Here is a 20566-nt window from a genome sequence, read left to right as displayed (position 1 = left end):
TGGTCGGTCTAGCCGAAACGGGAGAGCGGGGCGTGCTCCAGATATGGCAGCACATGACGCGCGAAGAGATCGCACTCCGCCTGGTGCGGATACCCTGACAGGACAAACGCTTCCATGCCGATGTCCTGATAAGCGCGAAGCTTGGCGAGCACCTGGTCCGGATCGCCGACGATCGCGGCACCACAGCCCGAGCGCGCCCGGCCGATGCCCGTCCAGAGATTGTCTTCGACATACCCGTCGGCATCCGCCGCCTGGCGCAGTTCGCCCTGGCGCAGCACTCCGGATGTCACGGCGTCCAGGGACTTGTTGCGGGTCTCATCGCCCTTCGCCGCGTCGAGACGTGAAAGCAGGCGCGTCGCGGCCTCGTGCGCGGCGGTCTCGGTCTCGCGCACGATGACATGGACACGGTAGCCGAACTGCAGCTTCCGTCCGTGGCGCGCGGCGCGTGCCCGCATGTCTGCGACCACGTCCCGCACCTTGTCCAGCGTGTCCGGCCACATCAGATAGATGTCGGCCGCCGCTGCCGCAGTTTCCCGCGCCGCCTCGGACAATCCTCCGAAATAGAACAGCGGTGCCTTGCCCCCATACCCCTGAAGTCGCGGCGGCTCGACGTTGAACCGGTAGAATTCGCCATCCGCGTCGACCGCCTTGCCATTCATGAGGTCACGCAGGATGTGCATGTATTCCAAGGTTCGGCGGTAACGTGGCGCGCTATCCAGCGTTTCCCCCGGCAGGTCGGACGATATGATGTTGATGTCCAGACGCCCCTCGGTCATCTGGTCGAGGGTGGCGAGCTGCCGCGCCTGTTGCGCGGGCCAGACCTCGCCACAGCGAATGGCGGTCAGCAACCGTAACCTGCGCAACAGCGGAGCGACGCCGCCCGCAAACGCGATCGTATCCAGGCCCAGCTTGTAGCCCGACGGCAGCAGGATGCGATCGAACCCGACGGTTTCCGCCGCCTGGACGATGTCACGGCAATGTGCCCAGGACGAGCGCAATGCCGGATCCGGCACGCCCAGGAACTCATAATCGTCATCACAGAGCGCGGAAAACCAGCTGACTTCGCATGAAGTCTGACACGCAATATCAGCAGCCATGGTGCTCCCCGATTTTGTTCTGTAGAATATGTCTGCCATTTACGCCTTCGTTCCTGCGCTGTATAGAGCCCCTGTCTTGATTCACTTTAAAGAATAGTGGAATGCGCTTCGCTCTGGTCGGCACGGGCCTGATGGCCCAGGAACACATCAGAAACCTCGCGCTGGCCCCGGGATGCTCGGTCATCGCGCTTGTCGATCCGGAACCATCTTCCCTTTTATGGGCGCGTCGCAGCCTGACCGAGGCATTCGGCCCAGAATCCGCCGACATTCCCGGTTTCGCCGACGTGGCGTCGATGCTCGATACTGTCGCGGCTGACGCGGTGATCGTCTCGTCCCCCAACTTCACGCATCACGAGGTACTGCTGCCTCTGCTGGCGACCGATCTGCATATCCTGTGCGAAAAGCCATTATGCACGACCCTTGCCGATGCGCAGGACATCATGCTTCGCAGCCAAAGCCGACGCGGAATTTTCTGGGTGGGCATGGAATACCGGTTCATGCCGCCGGTCACCCGGTTCATCACGGATGTACGGAACGGTACCACCGGCCCTCTCCGTCGTCTGGCCCTGCACGAACATCGCTTTCCGTTTCTGCGCAAGGTCGGGGACTGGAATCGCTTCAACCGTAACACCGGCGGGACAATGGTTGAGAAATGCTGCCATTTCTTCGACCTGATGCGCACCATTGTGCAGGCCGAACCCGTGAGTGTCTTCTGTTCGGGCGCCTCCGACGTAAATCATCGCGACGAAAATTATGGCGGCGCGGTACCGGACATCATCGACAACAGCTTTACGACCGTCGATTTCGACAATGGCGTCCGCGTCATGTTGGACCTGTGCATGTTCGCCGAAGGGTCGGAGGAACAGGAACTTCTTGTCGCCATCGGCGACCAGGCCAAGCTCGAAGTCGGCATTCCAAGCGGGATCAAGACCCTCTCGCCCCGTGTACCGATCGGCGCACCGAAAGCCGTCACACGGGAGCATATCGCCGTTCGGGACGATGTCCTGGCTGCCGGGCACCATCACGGGGCCACCTATTTCCAGCTGCTCGCCTTCCTGGAGGCTGCCGCCGGCAACGCCCCTGTTCAGGTCACGGCGCGGGACGGATTGATCGCGGTCGCGATGGGCACCGCCGCCGAAATCAGCGCCAGGGAAAAGCGGGTCGTGCACATGCGGGAAATTCTGAACTGAAGATCGGAAGACGCCTCGAGGGGCACAGGAGATCGGACAGGGGAACACGTCAACCTGTTCCCCAGCCTTAGTCAGAACTCCGACACGACGGAGAAAAACGTTCCGCGTCGTTGCCCATACTGCGCCTGGTAGATGCCAACGCCACTTCCGTCCCTCAGTTGATAACGCTTATCGAACAGATTGACGACATCGGCTCGCACCTTGATATCATGGCCCAAAGGCACTTTCGTGAAGGTATGTTGGTAGCCGATATTGAATACGTCGTACTCCGGTTCTTTCTCAAGATTCGCGAAGCCGCTGCGCAACCCGTAACCATAGACAAGATCGACATAGGCCATATCCTGTTTCGTAGTCCACGAGGCGCCGGCCGTGGCGGTAAATTCACCCTGATGATCAAGCTGGATGGCATGGGTCTGGATGTAGGCCAGTTCGTCCGAGGCAAACTGATATTGCGCCGAGTTGATGTCGCGCGCCGAGGTTTTTACATAGGAGAAATTCCCGAATAACGACCAGGGGCCATGCTTCCATGAACTCCCGAACTCGGCGCCATAGACTTTCCCACGCTTGTAGCTGAAGGGGGCGAGGATCACGGCCCGGCCGAACTGCCCGAGATCGGTGAGATCATGGGCCCATTTGGCGTAGGCATCGAGCGTGATCTGGAATTCGGGCGTGATACGCTGGAGAATGCCGCCATCCACGTAGTTGGACTTCTCTACCTTCGTCGCCTCGTCGATCATGTTGGCGGCGGCATTGGTCGTCCCTGCAAATCGGGCCAGTGTGGACGGATAGACGTACTGGGGTGAAGGCGGCGCGAAATAACGCGAATAGCCGATATGAAGCGTTGTGGTGGGCGAGGGCTTCCAGACCATGTTCGCGCGAGGACTGAGTTGTCCCTCGTTGCCAAAGGACGATGCGAACCGGTCATAGCGGATGCCGTAGTTGAATGTCAGGTTCCGGGCGATCTTGTATTCGTCCTGAAGATAGGCGCCCGCCTCGACCGACCAGTTACCCGTATTGTCGATCAGACGCACCGGCACATTCGAGCTCTGGTTTCCTACTGCATCGACGGGAAAGGCCAGCGTGTTGGTATCCAGCCGCTCCGATGTATATTGCCCCAGAAGACCGGCCCGCAAGGTGTGGTGGGGCGCCACCTCGTATGACAGATCGAACTGCATGCCGCCGGTGGTGAAGTCATTGACTTCATGTTCGGAGACGCCCTGATAGATCAGGTCCCGATTGCGATCCGGCGTGTAGTCAATCCGCCCATAACGGAAATACGGGGAAGCCTGAAAATTCAGCTTGCCCGTCGTGCGCTGATAGGACAGCACCGCGTAGTAATTCTGCTCCGTCTGGCTGTCGTCCAGTTTGGCCCAGTTCATTGACGGATCATGAGGATTCACGCCGGCCACATCATAGATGGTCGTGTAATCCGGGCTGTTCACGTCGAACGTCTTGAACGAGTTGGGAATTTCAAAATCCGCATAGGAGGCGCTGGTCAGCAGCGTCACCCGGCTGACATCGTCGATATGGTAGGAGAGGTAGGAGAAGGCTTTCTCCTGCTCGGTTACGTCATGAATGGCCCGGAATGTATTGCTTGGGTTTTCAATGCCGATATTGTTGCGGGTGAACGACAGGGTCGTGAAATAGTCCAGCTTTCCATGCTGGCCGCCAAGCTGCACAGATGGCACGAACGTGTTGTAGCTGCCGCCATAAAGCGAGACTTGGTTGTGCTTCAGGCTGTCGCCGGTCTTGGTGGTCACATCCACCACCCCGGCCGTGCGGAAGCCGAACTGCGCCGGCAGGGTGCCGGTCAGCAGATCCACCGACTGGATGATGCGCGTGTCCAGTTCCTGCCCGAAGCCGTTCAGCCCCTCGGGCAGCAGCACACCGTTGACGCGATAGGTTAAGCCCCCGTGCTCGCCACGAACATGCACCTCCCCATAACTGTCCAGCACGACACCGGGCACGCGCAGAAGGATCTGATTGAACGCGGCGTTCTGGCCTCCGGGCGTCACGCCGATCTGATGCTGGTCGATATGGTAGTCGACAGACCCGAGACCCGGGAAAATGCGCGCACGTTCCTGGTTCAGTCGCCCAATGACATTGATGTGCTCCGAGCTGGTTGCGGCGGCATCGGCCTGAGCCACCCTGGCGCCAGCGGTGCCTGCTTTCGCGTCTTTCCTGGCGGACCGCCGCGCAGAATCACGCTTCGCCAATGCCGGAACAGGTTTGTTGGTCACAGCACTCGGTGATTGAGCGGTGCCGTCAGCTCGTGCCCTGTCCACGCTGAAGCACCCAAGCCCGACAGACACACACGCGCAGAGCAAGCTGCGCTTTCTAGCTCGGAATGCGCGATACTGACACATATGAGTCTTTCGGAAACGACCATACTGATTAAGATAGCATATGCTATATCGTGTGGCGTGCATGATGATGCGTTTCTCCTGTGAAGAGGCGCCCCGAGGGCGGTTGAGCCTAGGAAGTCGTGTCGAAGAGCAGCTTGACGTTGAGAACCAGAATGACAGCTGCCACGACCCACGAGAGGGCGGCGAGTTTCCGGGAAATGACGAATTCACCCATTTTCCGGCGGTCCGAGACGAACAGGACCAAGGGAATGACGGCGAAGGGCAGTTGCATCGACAGGATCATCTGCCCGGATCCATATAGCCGACCGAAACCATATAGCCCGGCCCGACGAACGCCAGAAACCGCCGGAACCAGTAGGCTTCAGCGGCCGGAACGCGAACGCTGGCAAAGGCTTCCGGCAGGCTGTTGCTGCCGACTTCTGTCGGCCTGGAAAGGCGCCGTGCCGCAGATTTCGGTGCAGGAGACGGAGCACTGACGTCAGTGGGATGGGCCATGATGACCCAGTAGACTGCAGGTCGCACCTACATGCAATATGCTATATTAGAAAGCGTCTGCGAAAATATTATCCGGCTTGGTCTTTGTACAGCATTTGCTATATTATTCTTTTGAGAATATATCTTTCCAAGCTGAATAATTCTCTCTTATCAAGCTTATCTTGGAGGTTCTCAGGTCCATGATCACCGCAACATCACAAAATGAACTCAGCACGAGCGCCCCTGATACTCTTCCGGACACAGAGACCCATTCAGAAGGGTTTCGTGCCAATCGCGCTGCCCGACAGAACGCTCTTGTCGAGGATTATGTGGAACTGATTGCCGATCTTCTGGATGAAGGCCAAGAAGCGCGTCAGGTCGATCTCGCCGGACGTCTTGGGGTGGCCCAACCGACTGTTGCCAAGATGCTGACCCGTCTTGCGGAGGAAGGACTCGTTGCCCGCAAGCCGTATCGCGGCATTTTTCTCAGCCAGGCAGGCCGAGAATTGGCGGCAAAGGTCCGTGCCCGTCACCGGATCGTGGAAGCGTTTCTTTTGGCTCTGGGGGTAAGCTCCGAAAACGCACGGATCGACGCCGAAGGGCTAGAACATTATGTCGGTGCCGAGACGCTCGAGGCGTTTCAGCTCGCCATGAATGCCGGCTTGGACCAGTTCATGGTGAACGCCAAAAGGGACAGTCGGAGTCGCGGATAGGCGAGGCCGGACAACTCGCTGTCGGTCTCGTCCTCTCTGGCCTGGCGGTCTATTTCCTCGTCAGTCGTGGCGCGGACGCGCGCCCAATCAACCCGCGCCTCACGTGCCTCTTGCGTTAAAGTCCTCGGAGCCATTTGTTCCACTCCTTCAAGTGCATCCGGCGGGCGGTCAATTCGCGCCGCTGCACGCAACGCTCGGTCGAACGCTGCCAGCACCTCATTCTGACTATATGCCATCGTATGCTGCGCTTCGTCAGCCCTTGTCCTTGTCAGATACGATGCTGCGTCGGCATTCGAACATGTGGAGAAAGGTAGACCTTTCTTCCGGACGGTAGCAGGCTTGATGGGGTCGAATCCGGCTGAACGCCTCGCTGTCTCAATCAGAAAGCGACCCGCATGGGCCAAGGGGCTGAGTGGGACTTCCTTTAATTTATCCTGAAGCTCTGCAGGATCGAGCGGAAACGGAATTCCAGGTCGGAGAATTCCTTCCGGCCAGCGGAGGCGGTGGAGATCACGACGGTGTTCTCGTTGGCGTAGGCGTAGGTGAGCCACTGGGTGACCGGAACACCCTCTGAGATCCAGTCTATGGTCAGCGAAGCGGTCAGACGCTCGGGGGTGACCCGCCGCCTGGCGACTTCGCGAAAGTCCGTCAGGGCCTCACGCATACCATCGATCTGGCGCTCGACGAACTCCTCGAGACGTTCAACGCGTCCGGTCGGCAGGGTATCGGAGAGGGGCTCGCGGGTAACGACGATGTTGGGGGTGACCCCGGACGGAGAGGGTGCATCCGCGGTGACGATGAGCATCGAGGCGTCGCGCCAGCCGTCCGGGCAGCCGATCGACATGTTCTGGACGGAGACGGTGGTTTCTGTGCCCGACATCAGCGTTTCACTCCCGGCGGCGGCCATTTGCCCGCCTTGTCGAGCGCCAGAACCTCGTCGGGATTAGGAGGCGGAAAAGGATAACCTCTAGCCTTGAGCTTCTCGATCACACGAACGCGAGCGGCATCCTCTGGAGATCCCCGCAGGATACGGCTATCCAGCGTGTAATTGGCCGAAGTGTCTCCAAATTCACTGTGATTCCAAATGTTTGCGCCGCTATCAATAAGCAACTCCACTACAGGCCACTGATCTGTCGCCGCCGCCATTAGAAGAGGGGTCGATTGATCTTCTGGCGCGCGTTCGTTGAGGCCAATACCCTTGGCGGCCAATCGACGGACCTCATCTGTGTCTGAGTGCATTACGGCACCAATCATCGGGAGGTGAGGCTCTTTGTCAGAATTCTGGCTCACTGTGTGTTCCTTTTTTTTGCATCCGACGCAGCATAGGCAGGCCACGAGCATGAGGGGCACGATGCGCATCAGAGGCATCCATTTCTGGCAAGATCTCGTTCGATCTGGTGCTGACGCTGGCCCAGCGCGGCATCGACGTTGTCCATGAAGTGAAGCAGTACACTCCCGACTCCGGCCCCGATCCGGGAAGCCCGGAGCCACCCGGCGGCCCTGACTTTCCAGCTCGGGTCGGTGACAGCACTCCTGAGGCTCGGGGGATCGAGTGGCCAGGTCCTGGTGGCGGCGCCTTCGGGAATCGGCAGCACTGACTGGACGCCATGCAAAACTTCGCCTTTGACGTAGATTTCGTTGATATCGGCGTCCACGGGATGCGGCACGGTTCTGGCGTTCAGACCGGCCGGGTTGAAGGTGGTCGCGGGCAGCCCGGTCGCTCGCGCGGCCGCCGATGCCATGCCTCCGCCCAGGGAGTGACCGGTGAAGTGGACGCCGGCTCCAGCGGGTGCTTGTTGCACACGGCGAGCGATAAATTGCGCCTGATCGTAATAGAATGAGTGCTGACCCCGCACTTGCGCGAAATTCTCTTTCCAGTCTTCGGCGCTGCTTGTGCCCTTGAAAGCAACAAGAGGCGCGCCGGTCGTGTCGTTGATGAACACGGCGGCCCGAAATTCGGATCGCTTGTTGCCATTGCCTCGATCTTTGGGGTGTTCAAGCATCTCAGGAGACAGACGCAGTTTCCTCAAATCCTCTGGTGTCGCGTTCCGGTATCCGTCGGGTGGCGTGCGGCTTTCGGGCGGGTCGTAGGCGGCGCTGGCGGCCTGTGCGTCGATCCGGAAGCGGTCGAAATTCGCCTCCTCGCCGCGCAGGGCCGAGCAGACCGGTGACTGCCTGGGACCGCCAATAAAAACGTTGGGCGATCCGATGCGAATGCTCGCGCCGCAGGCCATCAGGTCCGACGTCCGAGCGGCTGGTTTGCCGTTGATGAAGACGGTCGCGGCCCCGGTCATGACGGGATTGGGCACGCCGCCATGCATGGCGCATTCACCGGTAGCCAGCGCGACCATGGCGGCAGGCAGGCCGTTGATGAAGACGTTCGGCGATCCGGTGGTGATGACGCCGGTCGCGGGGCCTTCCATCATGCTTCCGATGGCGGCCCCGATACCGGTTGTGGCGAGAGCGGCTCCGATGGCCAGTGCGCCCAAACCACCGGTGGCGATGACACCGACACCGATGGCCGTGCCGACCGCCATGCCGGCGACCAGCCCTCCCAAAGCGGCTGAATGGCCGAACGGATCAGTGACACGGGCGGCGGGAAGACTACTCATGGTGATCCTCGTGCTTAACCCGGACGCTCACGCTGTCTATGGGGCCTGCTGTCTAGCATCGGCCTCATCACGACCTGATCCACAATCCCACAGGGAACGCACTTCAGACAACTGGCTTTCCCATCTTTCTGCGGGCGGTCAGATCGCGATGAACCTGTCTGTTCGAACTGAAAACTGCTGCCCCCTATCCCATTCCTGGTCCCCGTGACGACGGCCCGGGCGCAGGTTTCCCGTTGATGGCCAGGTTGATGTCCTCGTCGCGTTTTTTCTCGGCCGCCCGCCGGGCGGCCAACGCCTCACTGCATTTGCGTGCATGCTCCAGCCAGTCATCGGGCACATCCGGCAGCATCCGGGGTCGATTTTGCTCCGAGATCGCATCCGCCAGACGCGACCAGACAGACTGTCCGCCGTCAGCGCCAATGGCACAGATTTGAGGTTGTGGATGTAAGGAGGATTCCAGATGTCGGACGGCACGTATACGCAGGCGATGCAGGAGGCGCTTGCTTCCAACCCGTCACTGGCCGCGAGCCTGAGCGATACCGGGCTGGCGGGGCAAACGGATCCCGCAACCCAGGCGGTCGCGGCCGCGCAATATCTCAAGGATGCCGCTACGACGCTGCAAAGCTCCGGCATCAGCAATCCGACGGCGCTCGACGCTCGAGGTTATTATAATTTCGGGCTGAAAGCCGGGGTTCAGCTTGCGCAGAGCAGCGATGACACCTCAATGGCGGAAGTCCTGTCCAACATGTCGGCCGCGCAGCTTGCAAGTAACGGCATTACGAGCGGAGAGACCGTCGGAGAATGGAAGGCGAGCGTCGCCGCCAAGATGGGTTCCTCTGCGAATTCTCCAATCCTGACATGACTTGATAGGAATTACGATGCGCCAGTTAAAATTCGCCCTCGCGCTCCCCGTTCTGATGTCCTGCGTGCCAGCAATGGCTGCCGGCCTGACAGCTGTGAAGCCGCTCCAAGGCTACACATGCATAATGATCGAGGAAACGCCCGAGCAATCCATGGATTTCAAGAACCCGGTTTCGTTCAAAATGGAGCCATCGGACTCAGCGCCGAATGTCGCGCCAGCCGGCATGCAGGTGGCAATCAGGGACCAGGGCAGGAAGTCGAATGGTTACGTTGAGACGGTCGACTTCGCGCTGCGCCCGCGCTGGATATCGGCCAGATACCTGGCAGCAGATCATATCAAGACCTAACAGGGCCTAGCGAGGCAGCATTATTATCTCCTACATCATAGAGGTTCGAGAACGGGCGATCCAAATTTCAGCGAACACCCTTTCAAGTGAATTGACGTCACGCAAATCATGACTCGCTAAAGATCCCAGGCGCGACAACGCAGGCATAAGGTCTTTTTGACGAGCAACGGCGCGGAGAGTCGGCTCTGTGTCGACGAAGCCGTAGACACAGTTAGCGACTTCTTGATCGTCGTAAGGTGCCGAGGTCACCAAGAGCGCTATCGCGCAGACATCTCTACTTCCGTGCGTGCCGCGACGCTCTAAGGACACTGCGACGAATTTGTGAGGGCCTTGCAAAACCCGATCGTAGACATCTTGCGGGAAGTCCTGGGGGAATGTCGTTACGCTTTGCGCGGGCATAGCTTCGATCACCGCGTGGCCGATTAGAATGATAAGACTCATGACCTGCCCTTTAGAGAAAGATGTGCGCATTCAACGGGCATCTCTGGAATCGCCCAAGAATACCTTACCCGATTGAGGCGCAAATGCGGAGTTCTCATTCTAGCGCTGGGTGTTCCAACGGGATCACTGGACGAAAGACTTTGTCCCGGCGTGCCTCGCAAAATTGGCTCGACGCGTAGACGTTCCAGATTGCGAGTAGGTAAAGTCTTCTGACGAAAATAGAGGACACAGAAGCAGCTTAGATGGGTAGGTCTGTTTGTGACTGGACTACTCTACCAGATTGTCTGTGCGAATGCAGCGTACGCCACCTACTGCGAAGGTGCATCGCGAATGGGCTGCTACAGGGACATAGATCATAGCGGACGATCCCCTGACGCGATGTATGCCTCAGCGCCGAGCATGGTGTGGGAGCTCTGGCCGCACGGTTCGTCTGCCTGACCGCAACCCGGTCTGGCGAGGTCCGCAAGGCCCTGTGGTCGGAGATCGATCTGAAGAAAAAGATCTGGACCATCCCGGCCGAGCGGATGAAGGCCGGACGGGAGCATCGTGTGCCCCTGACGGGCGGAGCGATGGCGCTGCTGTATAAAGTCCAGACCTTGAGATCCAGTTCCGGTGAGGACAGCTTCGTGTTTCCCGGTGGCCGGGTCGGATCACCGTTGAGTGATGTCGCGGTCTCGAAGGCCCTCCATCAGGCTGCAGGCACGAAGGATGTGACGATCCATGGTTTGCGCTCCAGCTTCCGGGACTGGGCGGCCGAGGAAACCGACTTTCCACGCGAGGTCGCCGAAATGGCTTTGGCCCATGCCATCGGGGACAAGGTCGAGGCCGCCTGCCGGGCTTTTTCTTCCAGCGGGTCGATCCCTTCCAGAAGCAGGCGCCGGTTCTTGGTCGCCTTGAGCCGGGCATCGGCCAGAGAAATATCCCGGGCGGGACCGAGTCCCATTTCCCGTCTTTTACCGGTCTCAGGGCTTTTGTAGCGGAAGGTCCAGGCCCGGGTGTCGCCCCGGACGGTGATCCATAGATTTCCGCCATCGCCGTGAACCCCGTCTTTGAGGGAGGCGACCTTGCGGACAGTCAGCTGGTTCGGCGGAAGCTTGCTCATGGCTTTTCAGTCCCATCTTCCGTCCCACCTTACGGGATGGGTTTCAATGCGTCTATCTGCTTCTTCAGGATGGCATGAATTTCCGTAAAGCTATGAAAAAAAACGGTTATTGCGCTGACCTGCTTTTCCGTGACGCCCTACATCGGCAGACACCCTCTCCGCCAGACTTTCAGAAAATCCTCAAAAAAGCAGTTCCCGGCGAATGCGTCGGAAGCCTCGATAAAAATCCCGGCATACGCCCTGAAACGGATGGACGCGCTTCGGCTTCAGGTGTGAACTCTTTATGCGAATTCTGTCGTATTCAGAGAGAGTCAGATGCCATCCAAAGCCGCGCTCGTGTCGTCCCCAATGCAGCCGACGCTTGCAGCGCGCTATGTCAACAAGACACAATATGGTCATATCCTGTTCGATCAGGCCCAGGCCCAGGCGGTGGACGTGCTTGATCGCCTGGCGCGGCAAATACACGAACGAGAGAATGCCACAGTTGCGGGTACGTTCTGGGCCCGCCTTACGAAGGCCAGATCGGTTTCTGTGGACGGCGTTTACCTTGTGGGGGACGTCGGTCGTGGCAAGTCGATGCTCATGGATATGTTCTATGAATATATGGACATCCCAGGAAAGCGCCGAGTGCATTTCCATGCCTTCATGCAGGAAATGCATCAGGCTCTGGCAGGGCAGCACAAGCAGTCGAGCGGTACGGACGATCCCGTCACCGCCCTCGCGGCACGTATCGCCAAGCAATACAGTCTGATCTGCTTTGACGAATTCCAGATGCACGATATGTCGGACGCGGTGGTCATCCTCCGTCTGCTCAACGCGCTGATCGATGCCGGGACGGTTTTTGTCGTTACGTCCAATACGGAGCCCGACAAACTCCTTCAACATCATCTGGGTCGCGAAGCAGTCATTCCGTATATCCGCCGTTTCGCCAGCCATATGCAGCTGGTGCGCCTCCGCGCGGCGCGTGATTATCGGCGCGATCGCGAAGAAAACAAAGCCGCCTGGATCACTCCCGCGGATGCAGACGCACATGCACGACTGGATACCGTTTTTTCGTCATATGCCGTAGGGCCGGCCGCTGCGGCCAGGGTGAAAGTCGGCTCACGTGTCATCACGGTGCCGACCGCTTCGGGACCAGTGGCACGCTTTTGTTTCGATGACCTATGCGGCAAACCTCTTGGCGCCAACGACTATCTCGCACTTGCCGGATCATACGGCGTGCTGATCGTCGATGATATTCCGCGCATGAGTCCGGAAAATTACGACAAGGCACGTCGGTTCATCACGCTGATCGATATATTGTATGAGCATCGTATCTGTCTTTTCGCATCGGCGGCTTGTGAAGCGAACAGTTTGTATGAGGCTGGAGAGAATGCGCGGATTTTCGAGCGGACGGCGTCCCGCCTCGAGGAGATGCGCTCACGCACATGGTTTGCAGCGCGCCACATTTGATCAGGCAAACTGTTGAGAAGCCTCGCGGAAGATTGGGGGAGCCCTTCTCGTCGTCAGCGTCCACCAAGGTGCTTTCGCCTTGCCGGTTTTCGTGGTTTGACTAGGTCATATCCAGCTTCAAGAAACTTCCGGACCGAACATTTATGGCCTCCGCCCCGCAGAACCGCCCCGACATCGTCCTTATCGGCGCGGGGGTGATGAGTGCGACACTCGGCACGCTTCTTCTCTCACTCGACCCCGGGCTTGAGATCACGTGTTTCGAAACACTGGGCGCATGTGGACTGGAAAGCTCACAGGCATGGAACAACGCGGGCACCGGACACGCCGGCAACTGCGAACTCAACTACACGCCCCAGCGGGCTGACGGCTCCGTCGATATAACAAAAGCACTGGAGGTCAACGCGCAGTTCGATGAGTCCCGAAGCTTTTGGACCTATCTGGTCCGCAGCGGGCAGATTTCCAGACCGGAAGAGTTCATTCGTGCCTGCCCGCATATAAGTTTCGTGACAGGCAAACAGGATGTTGCCTTTCTCAAGGCACGGCATGACGCGATGTCTGCCCATCATTGTTTTCGGGCAATGGAATACTCCGAGGACCCTGCCGTCATCGCGCAATGGGCCCCCCTGATTATGCGGGGACGCGATCTCCGGCGCCCTGTCGCAGCCACGCGCGTTGCCGACGGCACGGATATCGACTTCGGCGCGCTGACCCGCAACCTGTTCAGCCACATGGCGCAAAGCGGACAGACCGCAACATATTACAGCCACAAGGTAACGGAGATTCGTCGGGAGCCCGGCGACCGTTGGCATATCGTTGCACGCCATACCAAGACGGGAGAGACGAAGTCAGTCTCGGCTGGTTTCGTCTTCATTGGTGCTGGTGGTGCGGCGCTGGAGCTGCTTCAGAAAGCCAACATCCCTGAAGCAAAAGCGTATGCTGGCTTTCCGGTCAGCGGCCAATGGCTGCGCTGTGACGCGCCCGATATCGTGGCGCAGCACGATGCGAAGGTTTATGGAAAGGCCGCATTGGGGTCGCCACCCATGTCGGTGCCGCATCTCGATACGCGTACGATCGGCGCGCAGCGGCACCTGCTTTTTGGGCCATACGCGGGCTTCTCCACGAAATTCCTGAAACGCGGATCGTGGACCGATTTCTATCGCACGCTGAATACGAATAATGTGCTGCCCACGCTTCAGGTCGGGAAAGACAATCTGTCGCTCGTGAAGTATCTTATCGAGGAAGTCTTACAGAGCCGCGGCAAGCGCTTCTCTTCCCTGCTGAACTTTTATCCCGCGGCCAGTCCTCACGCCTGGAAACTGGCGATCGCGGGACAACGGGTCCAGATCATCAAACCGGATGGCAAAAAGCGTGGCACATTGAAGTTTGGAACCGAGCTGGTGAGCGACGCCGACAATTCGCTCATTGCCCTTCTGGGCGCATCTCCGGGCGCATCGGTGGCCGCCTCCGTTGCACTCCAGATCGTGCAGACATGTTTCAGTCATCGCATGCGTGAAACAGAATGGCTGCGTCGACTACACGCCGTATTTCCTTTCTACGGAATCGACCTGACGATTGATCGGAACGCCTGTGCGACAAGTCGCCGAGAGACAGCCGAGGCACTTGGCCTCTGAGAAGAACACGCTCGATCGCAACTTTCCGCAGGCGAAATTGTTATGGCGCCATGACCGTTTTTCAGACTGTCGAGGCCGCTCGACAGTGTTTCTTCGGTCTCGAACTTGAACGAAAAAGGCACTTCATGCGTAAAATCTGCCTATCTGCTTTGGCTCTTGTCCTTATGTCAGGTTCTCTCGCCGCTTGCGAACAGCATCGCACGTTCGGGCAGAAGGTTCAGGACACCGTCGACCCGCCGAAGGGGCCCCTGCAAAAAGCAGGACGCTCGATCGATCGCGCCACGGGCGACTGATCACCCGCTTGTAAGCCGGGACAGTTGGCTGACTGCACTGTCTCGGCTTCAGTCTATTTACATGAAATTTTTTCTATATGTGCAGTGGCTTGTCATAAGCCGCCATCGCCGCTTCCTTCAGGGCTTCGGATAGCGTTGGATGCGCATGACATGTCCGTGCCACGTCTTCCGCGCTGGCGCCGAACTCCATGGCAAGTGTCGCCTCGCCGATCAACTCCCCTGCGGATGCCCCGAGGATATGAACGCCGAGAATTTTGTCTGTCCTGGCACAAGCAAGAACCTTGACGGCACCATCGGTTGCGTTGATCGCGCGGGCGCGCGCACTTGCCATGAACGGAAAACTGCCGATCCGATAGTCGATACCGTCCGCTTTCAACTGCTCTTCCGTGCGGCCCACCATCGCAAATTCCGGCTGGGTATAGATCACGGAGGGAATCGCATCATAACGAACATGCGCAGCACGACCATTCAGCTGCTCGGCCAGCGCAATTCCTTCTTCTTCCGCCTTGTGCGCCAGCATCGGCCCGACAATGACGTCCCCGATGGCGTAAATCCCATCGACGTTCGTAGCATAACGAGCATCCGTCTGAACCCGACCGGATGAATCAAGCGTAACGCCCAGCGTATCCAGCCCCAAGCTGTCAGTGACCGGTCGCCGCCCGACCGCGACAAGCACGACATCCGCCTCGATGGTCTGCTTCTCGCCACCTTGCACGGGTTCGTAGGTGACGCGCGCGCCGCTCGGGTTTTTCTCGATCGCCGTTACCCGGCTCGACAGGCGAAAGGTCATACCCTGCTTGCTCAGGCTTCGTTGAAACTGGGTGCACAGGCCGCGATCGAAGCCGGAAGCAATCTGATCCGTGTATTCCACGACGGTCACGTTCGCGCCGAGACGCTGCCATACACTGCCGAGTTCCAGCCCGATAACGCCCGCACCGACCACAACAAGCTGTTTCGGCACCTCCGGGAGCGACAGGGCGCCGGTAGAGGAAACCACCTGCTGCTCGTCAAACTCGATGCCGGGCAGCGCGATCGGCGCACTCCCCGTTGCAATCACGATATGGGTGGCCGTAACGCGATCGCCATCGATTTCCAGTTCGGTCGGCTTGGTGATCCGTGCCGTACCGTGGCGGAACGTGACACCGTTCTTTTTGAAAAGGAAACCGACACCCTTGACGGTGTCGCCGACCACCTTTTCCTTGCGTGCCATGACTCGGGCCAGATCTGCCCTGACGTCCGTGACATCAATGCCCAGCGTCGCAAAATCCTTCTGCGCCTCATGCAGTCGCTCGGATGCATGCAGGAGGGCTTTGGACGGAATGCAGCCGATATTGAGGCATGTGCCGCCAGGCGTTGCCCGGCGGTCCACGCACAGCACCCTCATCCCCAGTTGTGCAGCGCGCAGCGCGCACACATAGCCTCCGGGGCCGGCACCAATGACGGCAAGGTCGAAATCGGTTTGTTCAGCCATAACGCGACTTTCCAACTCACACATCCAGCAGAAGACGTCGCGGGTCTTCCACATACTGCTTCACGCGCACCAGGAAGCTCACGGCTTCCCGCCCATCGACCAACCGGTGATCGTAAGACAGCGCGACATACATCATCGGCCGAATGACCACCTGTCCGTCCAGTGCGACAGGCCGATCCTGAATGGCATGCATGCCCAGAATGGCAGACTGGGGCGCATTGAGAATCGGCGTGGACAAAAGCGATCCGAAAACGCCGCCATTGGTGATGGAGAAAGTCCCGCGTGAAAGCTCATCGAGCTTCAGCGTACCGTTCCGGGCACGCTTTCCGTAATCTGAAATTTTCTTTTCAAGTTCGGCAAAACTCAGCGTCTCGGCGTCATGCAGAACCGGCACCACGAGGCCGCGCTCACTGCCAACCGCGATCCCCAGATTGACGAATTGCCGATAAATGACGTCATCACCGTCGATCTCGGCGTTGATAGCCGGGAATTCCTGCAAAGCCTCAATCACAGCGCGTGCGAAAATGGACATGAAGCCCAGGCGAACGCCGTGCTTCTTTTCGAACACGTCGCGATAATCTGCGCGCAGGGCCTTGGCCGCACTCATGTCGACCTCATTGAAGGTCGTAAGCATCGCAGCCGTGTTCTGCGCTTCTTTCAGACGACGTGCGATGGTCTGCCGCAAGCGGGTCATCGGAACACGTCGTTCGCGATCACTCTGGGCAACAACATGACCGGCAGAGGACTGGCGCGGCATATCGGTCCGGTCTTCAGTCGACGCCGGTGCGCGCGTCTCCGGCGCTTTCACCGCTGGCTCGTCCGGCTTGGATGACGGGTTGTTCTGCTCCAGAAACGCCAGAACGTCGCCCTTGGTCACGCGCCCGCCCAAACCGCTGCCGGCGCCGATGGCGTCAGCCTGCACGGCATTTTCCTCCATCATGCGCGCAGCGGCCGGCATGGGCGAAACCGCCGGAGGTTGTGTTGCAACGGGTGGCGGCGACTGGCTTGCGGGCTCCGTTGTCTTTCCTGTCTTCGCCGCAGTCTCTGCCGCTGTCGGTGATCCCTGCTGGTCGACAGTCGTCAAAAGAGCCCCAACAGCTACGTCCGCACCGGCCTCAACCGCATGCGCCCCGAGCGTCCCGGCAGCTATTGAGGGAACTTCCACACTGATTTTGTCGGTTTCAAGTTCAACGACCGGATCGTCCACAGCGACCAAGTCGCCCGGTTGCTTCAGCCATCGGGTAATTGTCGCCGATGTCACGCTTTCACCCAATACCGGCACTTTGATTTCGGCGGACATCTCTTTCCCCTTGCGTCTGGACGACGCGCCTTACCTGTCTGGCGAACATAGTGCTGATTTCACACAATGCCTACACTATGGTTTGGCACATTATCCTGAGGGAAGCCGTATTCGTCGGATGTCACGCTCTTTCAAGTCTTCAAACGACATCCCGCAGCCGCAATATGTTATCTGGCCAGCCTGTTCCTCGCGAAAACCTGATCGCTTTCTCGCGTTGAGGTCGTCGCACCAGGACGAGCAGCACGATCGTGCTGCCGCAGTCGATACGGCGGCCATGCTGTTTGGGTGCATAAGGAGAAAGACAATGTTTTTCTTGATTGACGATCGTCGCACCGTACCGATGTCACCCAGCGGCAAAACAGGCGGATCTTCACACAACCCCGGCAGTTTTGGCGCAGATCGCGAAAAAGCGTCGTCAGCAGGCCAGAAAGGTGGCCAGCATAGTGCCGGAGCGAAAAAGGAACATTCAGGCAGCGGCAATTTCGCGGATAATCCCGAAAAAGCCTCAGAAGCCGGACATAAAGGCGGAAAGGCTTCTCACAAAAGCTGATCCGATTTTCATAAAAAAACCCCGGCGCATAATGCGACCGGGGTTTTTCGACACAGGTTTTGCCCCGGCCATAAGCCGGGGCAAAACTGTCAGCGCTTCGAGAACTGGAAGGAACGACGTGCCTTCGCACGGCCATACTTCTTGCGCTCGACAACGCGGCTATCGCGGGTGAGGAAGCCCGCCGCCTTCAGAATGCCACGCAGGCCCGGCTCATAATATGTCAGCGCGCGCGAGATGCCGTGACGCACCGCACCAGCCTGACCGGACAGACCGCCGCCCTTGACCGTGCAATAGACGTCGAAGGTGTTGTAGCGATCCGCAATCAGGAACGGCTGCGTAATCAGCATCCGCAGCACCGGACGGGCAAAATACGTGCCGACCGAGCGGCCGTTGACAACGATGTCCCCCTTGCCCGGCTTGATCCAGACGCGTGCAACGGCGTCCTTGCGGCGGCCCGTTGCATAGGAACGGCCCTGCGCGTCACGCTTGACTTCATGGACCGGTGCGGACGTGGTGGTGGGCGCCAGACCAGCGAGGTCCTGCAGCGAGCCCGTGCGCTCTTGGGTTTCAGACATGATTCTCAGGCCCCGATCGACGTGACGGTGTTCTTGCGGTTCATGGCGGCAACGTCCAGCTTGACGGGCTGCTGCCCTTCATGCGGATGCGACTCACCGGCATAGACGTACAGATGCTTCATCTGCGCACGCTGCAGCGGGCCGCGCGTAATCATGCGCTCGACCGCCTTCTCGACGACGCTGCCGGGATTCTTGCCGGTCAGGCGCTGCGTGATGGTGCGCTCCTTGATGCCACCCGGGTGCCCGGTGTGGTAATGGAACAGCTTCTGGCCGACCTTGTTGCCGGTCAGCACGATTTTTTCCGCGTTGATCACGACGACATTGTCACCGCAATCGACATGCGGCGTGAACTGCGGCTTGTGCTTGCCGCGCAGTCGGTTGGCGATGATCGTGGCAAGGCGACCGAGAACGAGCCCTTCGGCGTCGATCAGCACCCAGCCTTTCGTCACCTCGGCGGGCTTCAACGAAAGTGTGGTTTTCATGGTGTACAATTCCAGCAACGTGTGTTGGCGTGTGGGGAGGGCTTATGCGGACACCCTTGTGCAGCGTCAAGCGTTTTCTTGCCTGGACCACCATGATTTCCGGCGGTTTTCCGGGATTTTTCGCGGTATGGTATTCAGATACCGCACATGCGTGCCGCGATCATCGCTCGACCTTGTCGGCATGATACGATACGCCCTTCGTCGGCGCTGACCGAAGTGTAAGGAATCTTCGACGTGAACCGACCCTGGCTCATGACCGGCTTAATTCTGCTTGTGGTAGTTCTGGGAGGATTCGGCATTCATCATGAAGCCAATGCCGAACTGCAGCGGGCTATATCGCGCTTTCGCGCCGCCCTGCCGCCGGGCGCGCAGTTCTCCTACACCGATGCCGCGCCACGCATACTCGCGCGCGGCGCTGCCTTCAGCAATATTCACTATGCCCAGGGCAATTTCACGCTCGACGCCCAATCGCTGACAATCAACAACCCGATCGATACGCCACCGCACGGGATGCACATCTCCAGGATTCACGCGCAGCATCTCACGCTAAGCGGCCCGGCAACCCTGCAAGCCAGCGATATCAGGATCTCCCGCCTCGACGTACCGTCATCGATAAACGGGCAGGGTCTGGCCAGCGACATCATCCAGCCGGCACGCATTCGCTTCGATAAAGCCGTGTTCCGGGACCTGTCCGGTCAAGGCGGCCGGTCTGGCTGCTCTTATGCTGTGAGCCAACTTGCCATCGACCATTACGGACGCCAGCAGGAAGGCCATTACGCATTCGACCACGCAACATTCGGATGCAGTGCGGTCTCCGCATTGATGCCTGAAGGCGCGACAGGACAGTCACCGCGCGCGTTCTCGTCGTCTTTTGCGCGCGGTGAAGGCCATAGTAGCGATCTCGCCGCCGTGTTTGCCCCAACGGAAAACATGTCGGCATCGGCCGTCGTAACGGGCGACACGACTCTGAGCGGCATCCGGATTGTCAGCGGTCGGCATGCCGCAACCGCGTCCGACATGGTCGAGCGGCATGATGCAAATCATTTTCACCTGACATTGAATGCACCGAGTCTGCGTTTCGACGAGGCGCCACCGATTCCGTTCGCGGCACAGGGAGAGCCCGCGCGCGTCATCATCGATGCCGAGCGTCCACCGAACACCGATACGATGCGCGTCGTCGAGACGCTCGACATACCTGCCCTTGCTGCGACGACACTGACATTGCAGTTCGACCGCATCCCAACACCCGGTGCGAAAATGACAGCGGAGACACTATCGGCAATGCGTTTGATCGACACGACCTTAACGTATCGTGACTCGTCGCTGATTAACCGGTTCTTCCAGGATCAGGCGCAACGACACCAGATGACGCCGGATCAATATCGCAATCAGGCAATCACGACCCTCAATGTCGTGACGAGCGCGATTCCAGGCTTGCATGACGTGCCACAATACGTGTCGTCACCCGACGACCACACACTCGAAATATCGTTTCATCCCACGTCCCCCCTGCCCATGGCTCAACTGGCGACGTTACTCACACCGGCGAACCTCATAGCGCATCCTGAGCTGCTTCAGCCGCCGATCATGACCACGCGCGTTCGCTGAC

At 59.1% G+C, this 20566-nt stretch carries 19 protein-coding genes and 4 pseudogenes; 10 read left to right on the top strand and 13 right to left on the bottom strand.

Features of this window, described 5'->3' with window-relative positions; translation table 11 throughout:
* Positions 1–8: 8 nt before the first annotated feature.
* Complete coding sequence (locus tag A0U93_RS01300) at positions 9–1097, bottom strand: LLM class flavin-dependent oxidoreductase (RefSeq protein WP_077808231.1); 1089 nt, start codon at positions 1095–1097, stop codon at positions 9–11.
* 101 nt (positions 1098–1198) lie between these two features.
* On the opposite strand from A0U93_RS01300, the gene A0U93_RS01295 reads away from it, so the two are divergent.
* Positions 1199–2287 carry a Gfo/Idh/MocA family protein gene (locus A0U93_RS01295; protein ID WP_077805773.1) on the top strand — a complete coding sequence of 363 codons (1089 nt, stop codon included), beginning with the start codon at positions 1199–1201 and terminating at the stop codon, positions 2285–2287.
* A 71-nt stretch (positions 2288–2358) separates the two neighbouring features.
* On the opposite strand, the gene A0U93_RS01290 is transcribed toward A0U93_RS01295, so the two are convergent.
* The 3 genes and pseudogenes from A0U93_RS01290 to A0U93_RS01280 form a co-directional block, all read right to left on the bottom strand.
* Positions 2359–4527 (bottom strand): TonB-dependent receptor, encoded by a 2169-nt coding sequence (locus A0U93_RS01290; protein WP_245824998.1) that lies wholly within the window; start codon positions 4525–4527, stop codon positions 2359–2361.
* A 235-nt stretch (positions 4528–4762) separates the two neighbouring features.
* Positions 4763–4939 (bottom strand): annotated as a pseudogene (locus A0U93_RS01285) (divalent metal cation transporter); the annotation flags it as partial.
* Positions 4933–5148: a hypothetical protein gene (locus tag A0U93_RS01280; RefSeq protein WP_077805771.1), complete on the bottom strand. Its 216-nt coding sequence runs from the start codon at positions 5146–5148 to the stop codon at positions 4933–4935. The pseudogene A0U93_RS01285 and the gene A0U93_RS01280, both read right to left, overlap by 7 nt.
* A gap of 179 nt (positions 5149–5327) precedes the next feature.
* On the opposite strand from A0U93_RS01280, the gene mntR reads away from it, so the two are divergent.
* Positions 5328–5840 carry a manganese-binding transcriptional regulator MntR gene (gene mntR, locus A0U93_RS01275; protein WP_077805770.1) on the top strand — a complete coding sequence of 171 codons (513 nt, stop codon included), beginning with the start codon at positions 5328–5330 and terminating at the stop codon, positions 5838–5840.
* Positions 5841–6264: 424 nt separating this feature from the next.
* On the opposite strand, the gene A0U93_RS01270 is transcribed toward mntR, so the two are convergent.
* From A0U93_RS01270 to A0U93_RS01260, 3 genes are all read right to left on the bottom strand, one after another.
* A complete protein-coding gene (locus A0U93_RS01270) occupies positions 6265–6747 on the bottom strand; it encodes a DcrB-related protein (RefSeq protein ID WP_077805769.1) in 483 nt (160 codons plus the stop codon).
* Positions 6720–7130, bottom strand: coding sequence for an ankyrin repeat domain-containing protein (locus tag A0U93_RS01265; RefSeq protein WP_147151171.1), 411 nt, complete (start codon positions 7128–7130; stop codon positions 6720–6722). Before A0U93_RS01265 ends, A0U93_RS01270 begins: the two co-directional genes overlap by 28 nt.
* A gap of 68 nt (positions 7131–7198) precedes the next feature.
* Positions 7199–8452, bottom strand: coding sequence for a PAAR domain-containing protein (locus A0U93_RS01260; protein ID WP_077805767.1), 1254 nt, complete (start codon positions 8450–8452; stop codon positions 7199–7201).
* Positions 8453–8900: 448 nt separating this feature from the next.
* Here A0U93_RS01260 and A0U93_RS01255 point away from each other — a divergent pair.
* Positions 8901–9314: pseudogene (locus A0U93_RS01255) on the top strand (hypothetical protein); the annotation flags it as partial.
* Between the two features lie 16 nt (positions 9315–9330).
* Positions 9331–9660: a hypothetical protein gene (locus tag A0U93_RS01250; protein WP_077805766.1), complete on the top strand. Its 330-nt coding sequence runs from the start codon at positions 9331–9333 to the stop codon at positions 9658–9660.
* Positions 9661–9690: 30 nt separating this feature from the next.
* Here A0U93_RS01250 and A0U93_RS01245 read toward each other — a convergent pair whose 3' ends face one another.
* Positions 9691–10101: a hypothetical protein gene (locus A0U93_RS01245; protein WP_077805765.1), complete on the bottom strand. Its 411-nt coding sequence runs from the start codon at positions 10099–10101 to the stop codon at positions 9691–9693.
* A gap of 386 nt (positions 10102–10487) precedes the next feature.
* Between A0U93_RS01245 and A0U93_RS01240 the strand changes: the two are divergent.
* Positions 10488–11078 (top strand): annotated as a pseudogene (locus tag A0U93_RS01240) (tyrosine-type recombinase/integrase); the annotation flags it as partial.
* Here the strand turns inward: A0U93_RS01240 and A0U93_RS01235 are convergent.
* A pseudogene (locus A0U93_RS01235) lies at positions 10991–11203 on the bottom strand (Arm DNA-binding domain-containing protein); the annotation flags it as partial. The pseudogenes A0U93_RS01240 and A0U93_RS01235 overlap by 88 nt on opposite strands.
* 315 nt (positions 11204–11518) lie before the next feature.
* Between A0U93_RS01235 and zapE the strand changes: the two are divergent.
* The 3 genes from zapE (at position 11519) to A0U93_RS16900 (ending at position 14579) form a co-directional block, all read left to right on the top strand.
* Complete coding sequence (gene zapE, locus A0U93_RS01230; RefSeq protein ID WP_077805764.1) at positions 11519–12655, top strand: cell division protein ZapE; 1137 nt, start codon at positions 11519–11521, stop codon at positions 12653–12655.
* A 143-nt stretch (positions 12656–12798) separates the two neighbouring features.
* Positions 12799–14286 (top strand): malate dehydrogenase (quinone), encoded by a 1488-nt coding sequence (gene mqo, locus A0U93_RS01225; RefSeq protein WP_077805763.1) that lies wholly within the window; start codon positions 12799–12801, stop codon positions 14284–14286.
* Positions 14287–14450: 164 nt separating this feature from the next.
* A complete protein-coding gene (locus A0U93_RS16900; protein ID WP_281251205.1) occupies positions 14451–14579 on the top strand; it encodes a hypothetical protein in 129 nt (42 codons plus the stop codon).
* Between the two features lie 73 nt (positions 14580–14652).
* Here A0U93_RS16900 and lpdA read toward each other — a convergent pair whose 3' ends face one another.
* Together lpdA and odhB are read right to left on the bottom strand one after the other, a co-directional pair.
* On the bottom strand, positions 14653–16050 hold the full coding sequence (gene lpdA / locus A0U93_RS01215; RefSeq protein ID WP_245824997.1) for a dihydrolipoyl dehydrogenase: 1398 nt from the start codon (positions 16048–16050) through the stop codon (positions 14653–14655).
* A gap of 16 nt (positions 16051–16066) precedes the next feature.
* Positions 16067–17350 (bottom strand): 2-oxoglutarate dehydrogenase complex dihydrolipoyllysine-residue succinyltransferase, encoded by a 1284-nt coding sequence (odhB, locus tag A0U93_RS01210; protein ID WP_077805760.1) that lies wholly within the window; start codon positions 17348–17350, stop codon positions 16067–16069.
* Between the two features lie 304 nt (positions 17351–17654).
* Here odhB and A0U93_RS01205 point away from each other — a divergent pair, with 304 nt between their 5' ends.
* The gene (locus A0U93_RS01205) at positions 17655–17900 is read left to right on the top strand and encodes a con-10 family general stress protein (protein WP_211274036.1); all 246 of its coding nucleotides are present in this window, start codon (positions 17655–17657) and stop codon (positions 17898–17900) included.
* Positions 17901–17989: 89 nt separating this feature from the next.
* On the opposite strand, the gene rpsI is transcribed toward A0U93_RS01205, so the two are convergent.
* Positions 17990–18475: a 30S ribosomal protein S9 gene (rpsI, locus tag A0U93_RS01200; protein ID WP_077805759.1), complete on the bottom strand. Its 486-nt coding sequence runs from the start codon at positions 18473–18475 to the stop codon at positions 17990–17992.
* Between the two features lie 5 nt (positions 18476–18480).
* On the bottom strand, positions 18481–18957 hold the full coding sequence (rplM, locus tag A0U93_RS01195) for a 50S ribosomal protein L13 (protein ID WP_077805758.1): 477 nt from the start codon (positions 18955–18957) through the stop codon (positions 18481–18483).
* A 252-nt stretch (positions 18958–19209) separates the two neighbouring features.
* Here rplM and A0U93_RS01190 point away from each other — a divergent pair, with 252 nt between their 5' ends.
* A complete protein-coding gene (locus tag A0U93_RS01190; RefSeq protein WP_077805757.1) occupies positions 19210–20565 on the top strand; it encodes a hypothetical protein in 1356 nt (451 codons plus the stop codon).
* Position 20566 lies beyond the last annotated feature (1 nt).

It is taken from the genome of Neoasaia chiangmaiensis, from assembly GCF_002005465.1.
GTDB classification, from domain to species: Bacteria; Pseudomonadota; Alphaproteobacteria; order Acetobacterales; family Acetobacteraceae; genus Neoasaia; species Neoasaia chiangmaiensis.
Note: the sequence above shows the minus strand (reverse complement) of the source record. Positions and strands in the feature narration are given on the sequence as shown.

Coding starts and splice junctions, on each gene's coding strand:
- A0U93_RS01300 (WP_077808231.1), bottom strand. CDS start 1,097: ATGGCTGCTGATATTGCGTGTCAGACTTCATGCGAAGTCAGCTGGTTT.
- A0U93_RS01295 (WP_077805773.1), top strand. CDS start 1,199: ATGCGCTTCGCTCTGGTCGGCACGGGCCTGATGGCCCAGGAACACATC.
- A0U93_RS01280 (WP_077805771.1), bottom strand. CDS start 5,148: ATGGCCCATCCCACTGACGTCAGTGCTCCGTCTCCTGCACCGAAATCT.
- mntR (WP_077805770.1), top strand. CDS start 5,328: ATGATCACCGCAACATCACAAAATGAACTCAGCACGAGCGCCCCTGAT.
- A0U93_RS01270 (WP_077805769.1), bottom strand. CDS start 6,747: ATGGCCGCCGCCGGGAGTGAAACGCTGATGTCGGGCACAGAAACCACC.
- A0U93_RS01260 (WP_077805767.1), bottom strand. CDS start 8,452: ATGAGTAGTCTTCCCGCCGCCCGTGTCACTGATCCGTTCGGCCATTCA.
- A0U93_RS01250 (WP_077805766.1), top strand. CDS start 9,331: ATGCGCCAGTTAAAATTCGCCCTCGCGCTCCCCGTTCTGATGTCCTGC.
- A0U93_RS01245 (WP_077805765.1), bottom strand. CDS start 10,101: ATGAGTCTTATCATTCTAATCGGCCACGCGGTGATCGAAGCTATGCCC.
- zapE (WP_077805764.1), top strand. CDS start 11,519: ATGCCATCCAAAGCCGCGCTCGTGTCGTCCCCAATGCAGCCGACGCTT.
- mqo (WP_077805763.1), top strand. CDS start 12,799: ATGGCCTCCGCCCCGCAGAACCGCCCCGACATCGTCCTTATCGGCGCG.
- A0U93_RS16900 (WP_281251205.1), top strand. CDS start 14,451: ATGTCAGGTTCTCTCGCCGCTTGCGAACAGCATCGCACGTTCGGGCAG.
- lpdA (WP_245824997.1), bottom strand. CDS start 16,050: ATGGCTGAACAAACCGATTTCGACCTTGCCGTCATTGGTGCCGGCCCC.
- odhB (WP_077805760.1), bottom strand. CDS start 17,350: ATGTCCGCCGAAATCAAAGTGCCGGTATTGGGTGAAAGCGTGACATCG.
- A0U93_RS01205 (WP_211274036.1), top strand. CDS start 17,655: ATGTTTTTCTTGATTGACGATCGTCGCACCGTACCGATGTCACCCAGC.
- rpsI (WP_077805759.1), bottom strand. CDS start 18,475: ATGTCTGAAACCCAAGAGCGCACGGGCTCGCTGCAGGACCTCGCTGGT.
- rplM (WP_077805758.1), bottom strand. CDS start 18,957: ATGAAAACCACACTTTCGTTGAAGCCCGCCGAGGTGACGAAAGGCTGG.
- A0U93_RS01190 (WP_077805757.1), top strand. CDS start 19,210: ATGACCGGCTTAATTCTGCTTGTGGTAGTTCTGGGAGGATTCGGCATT.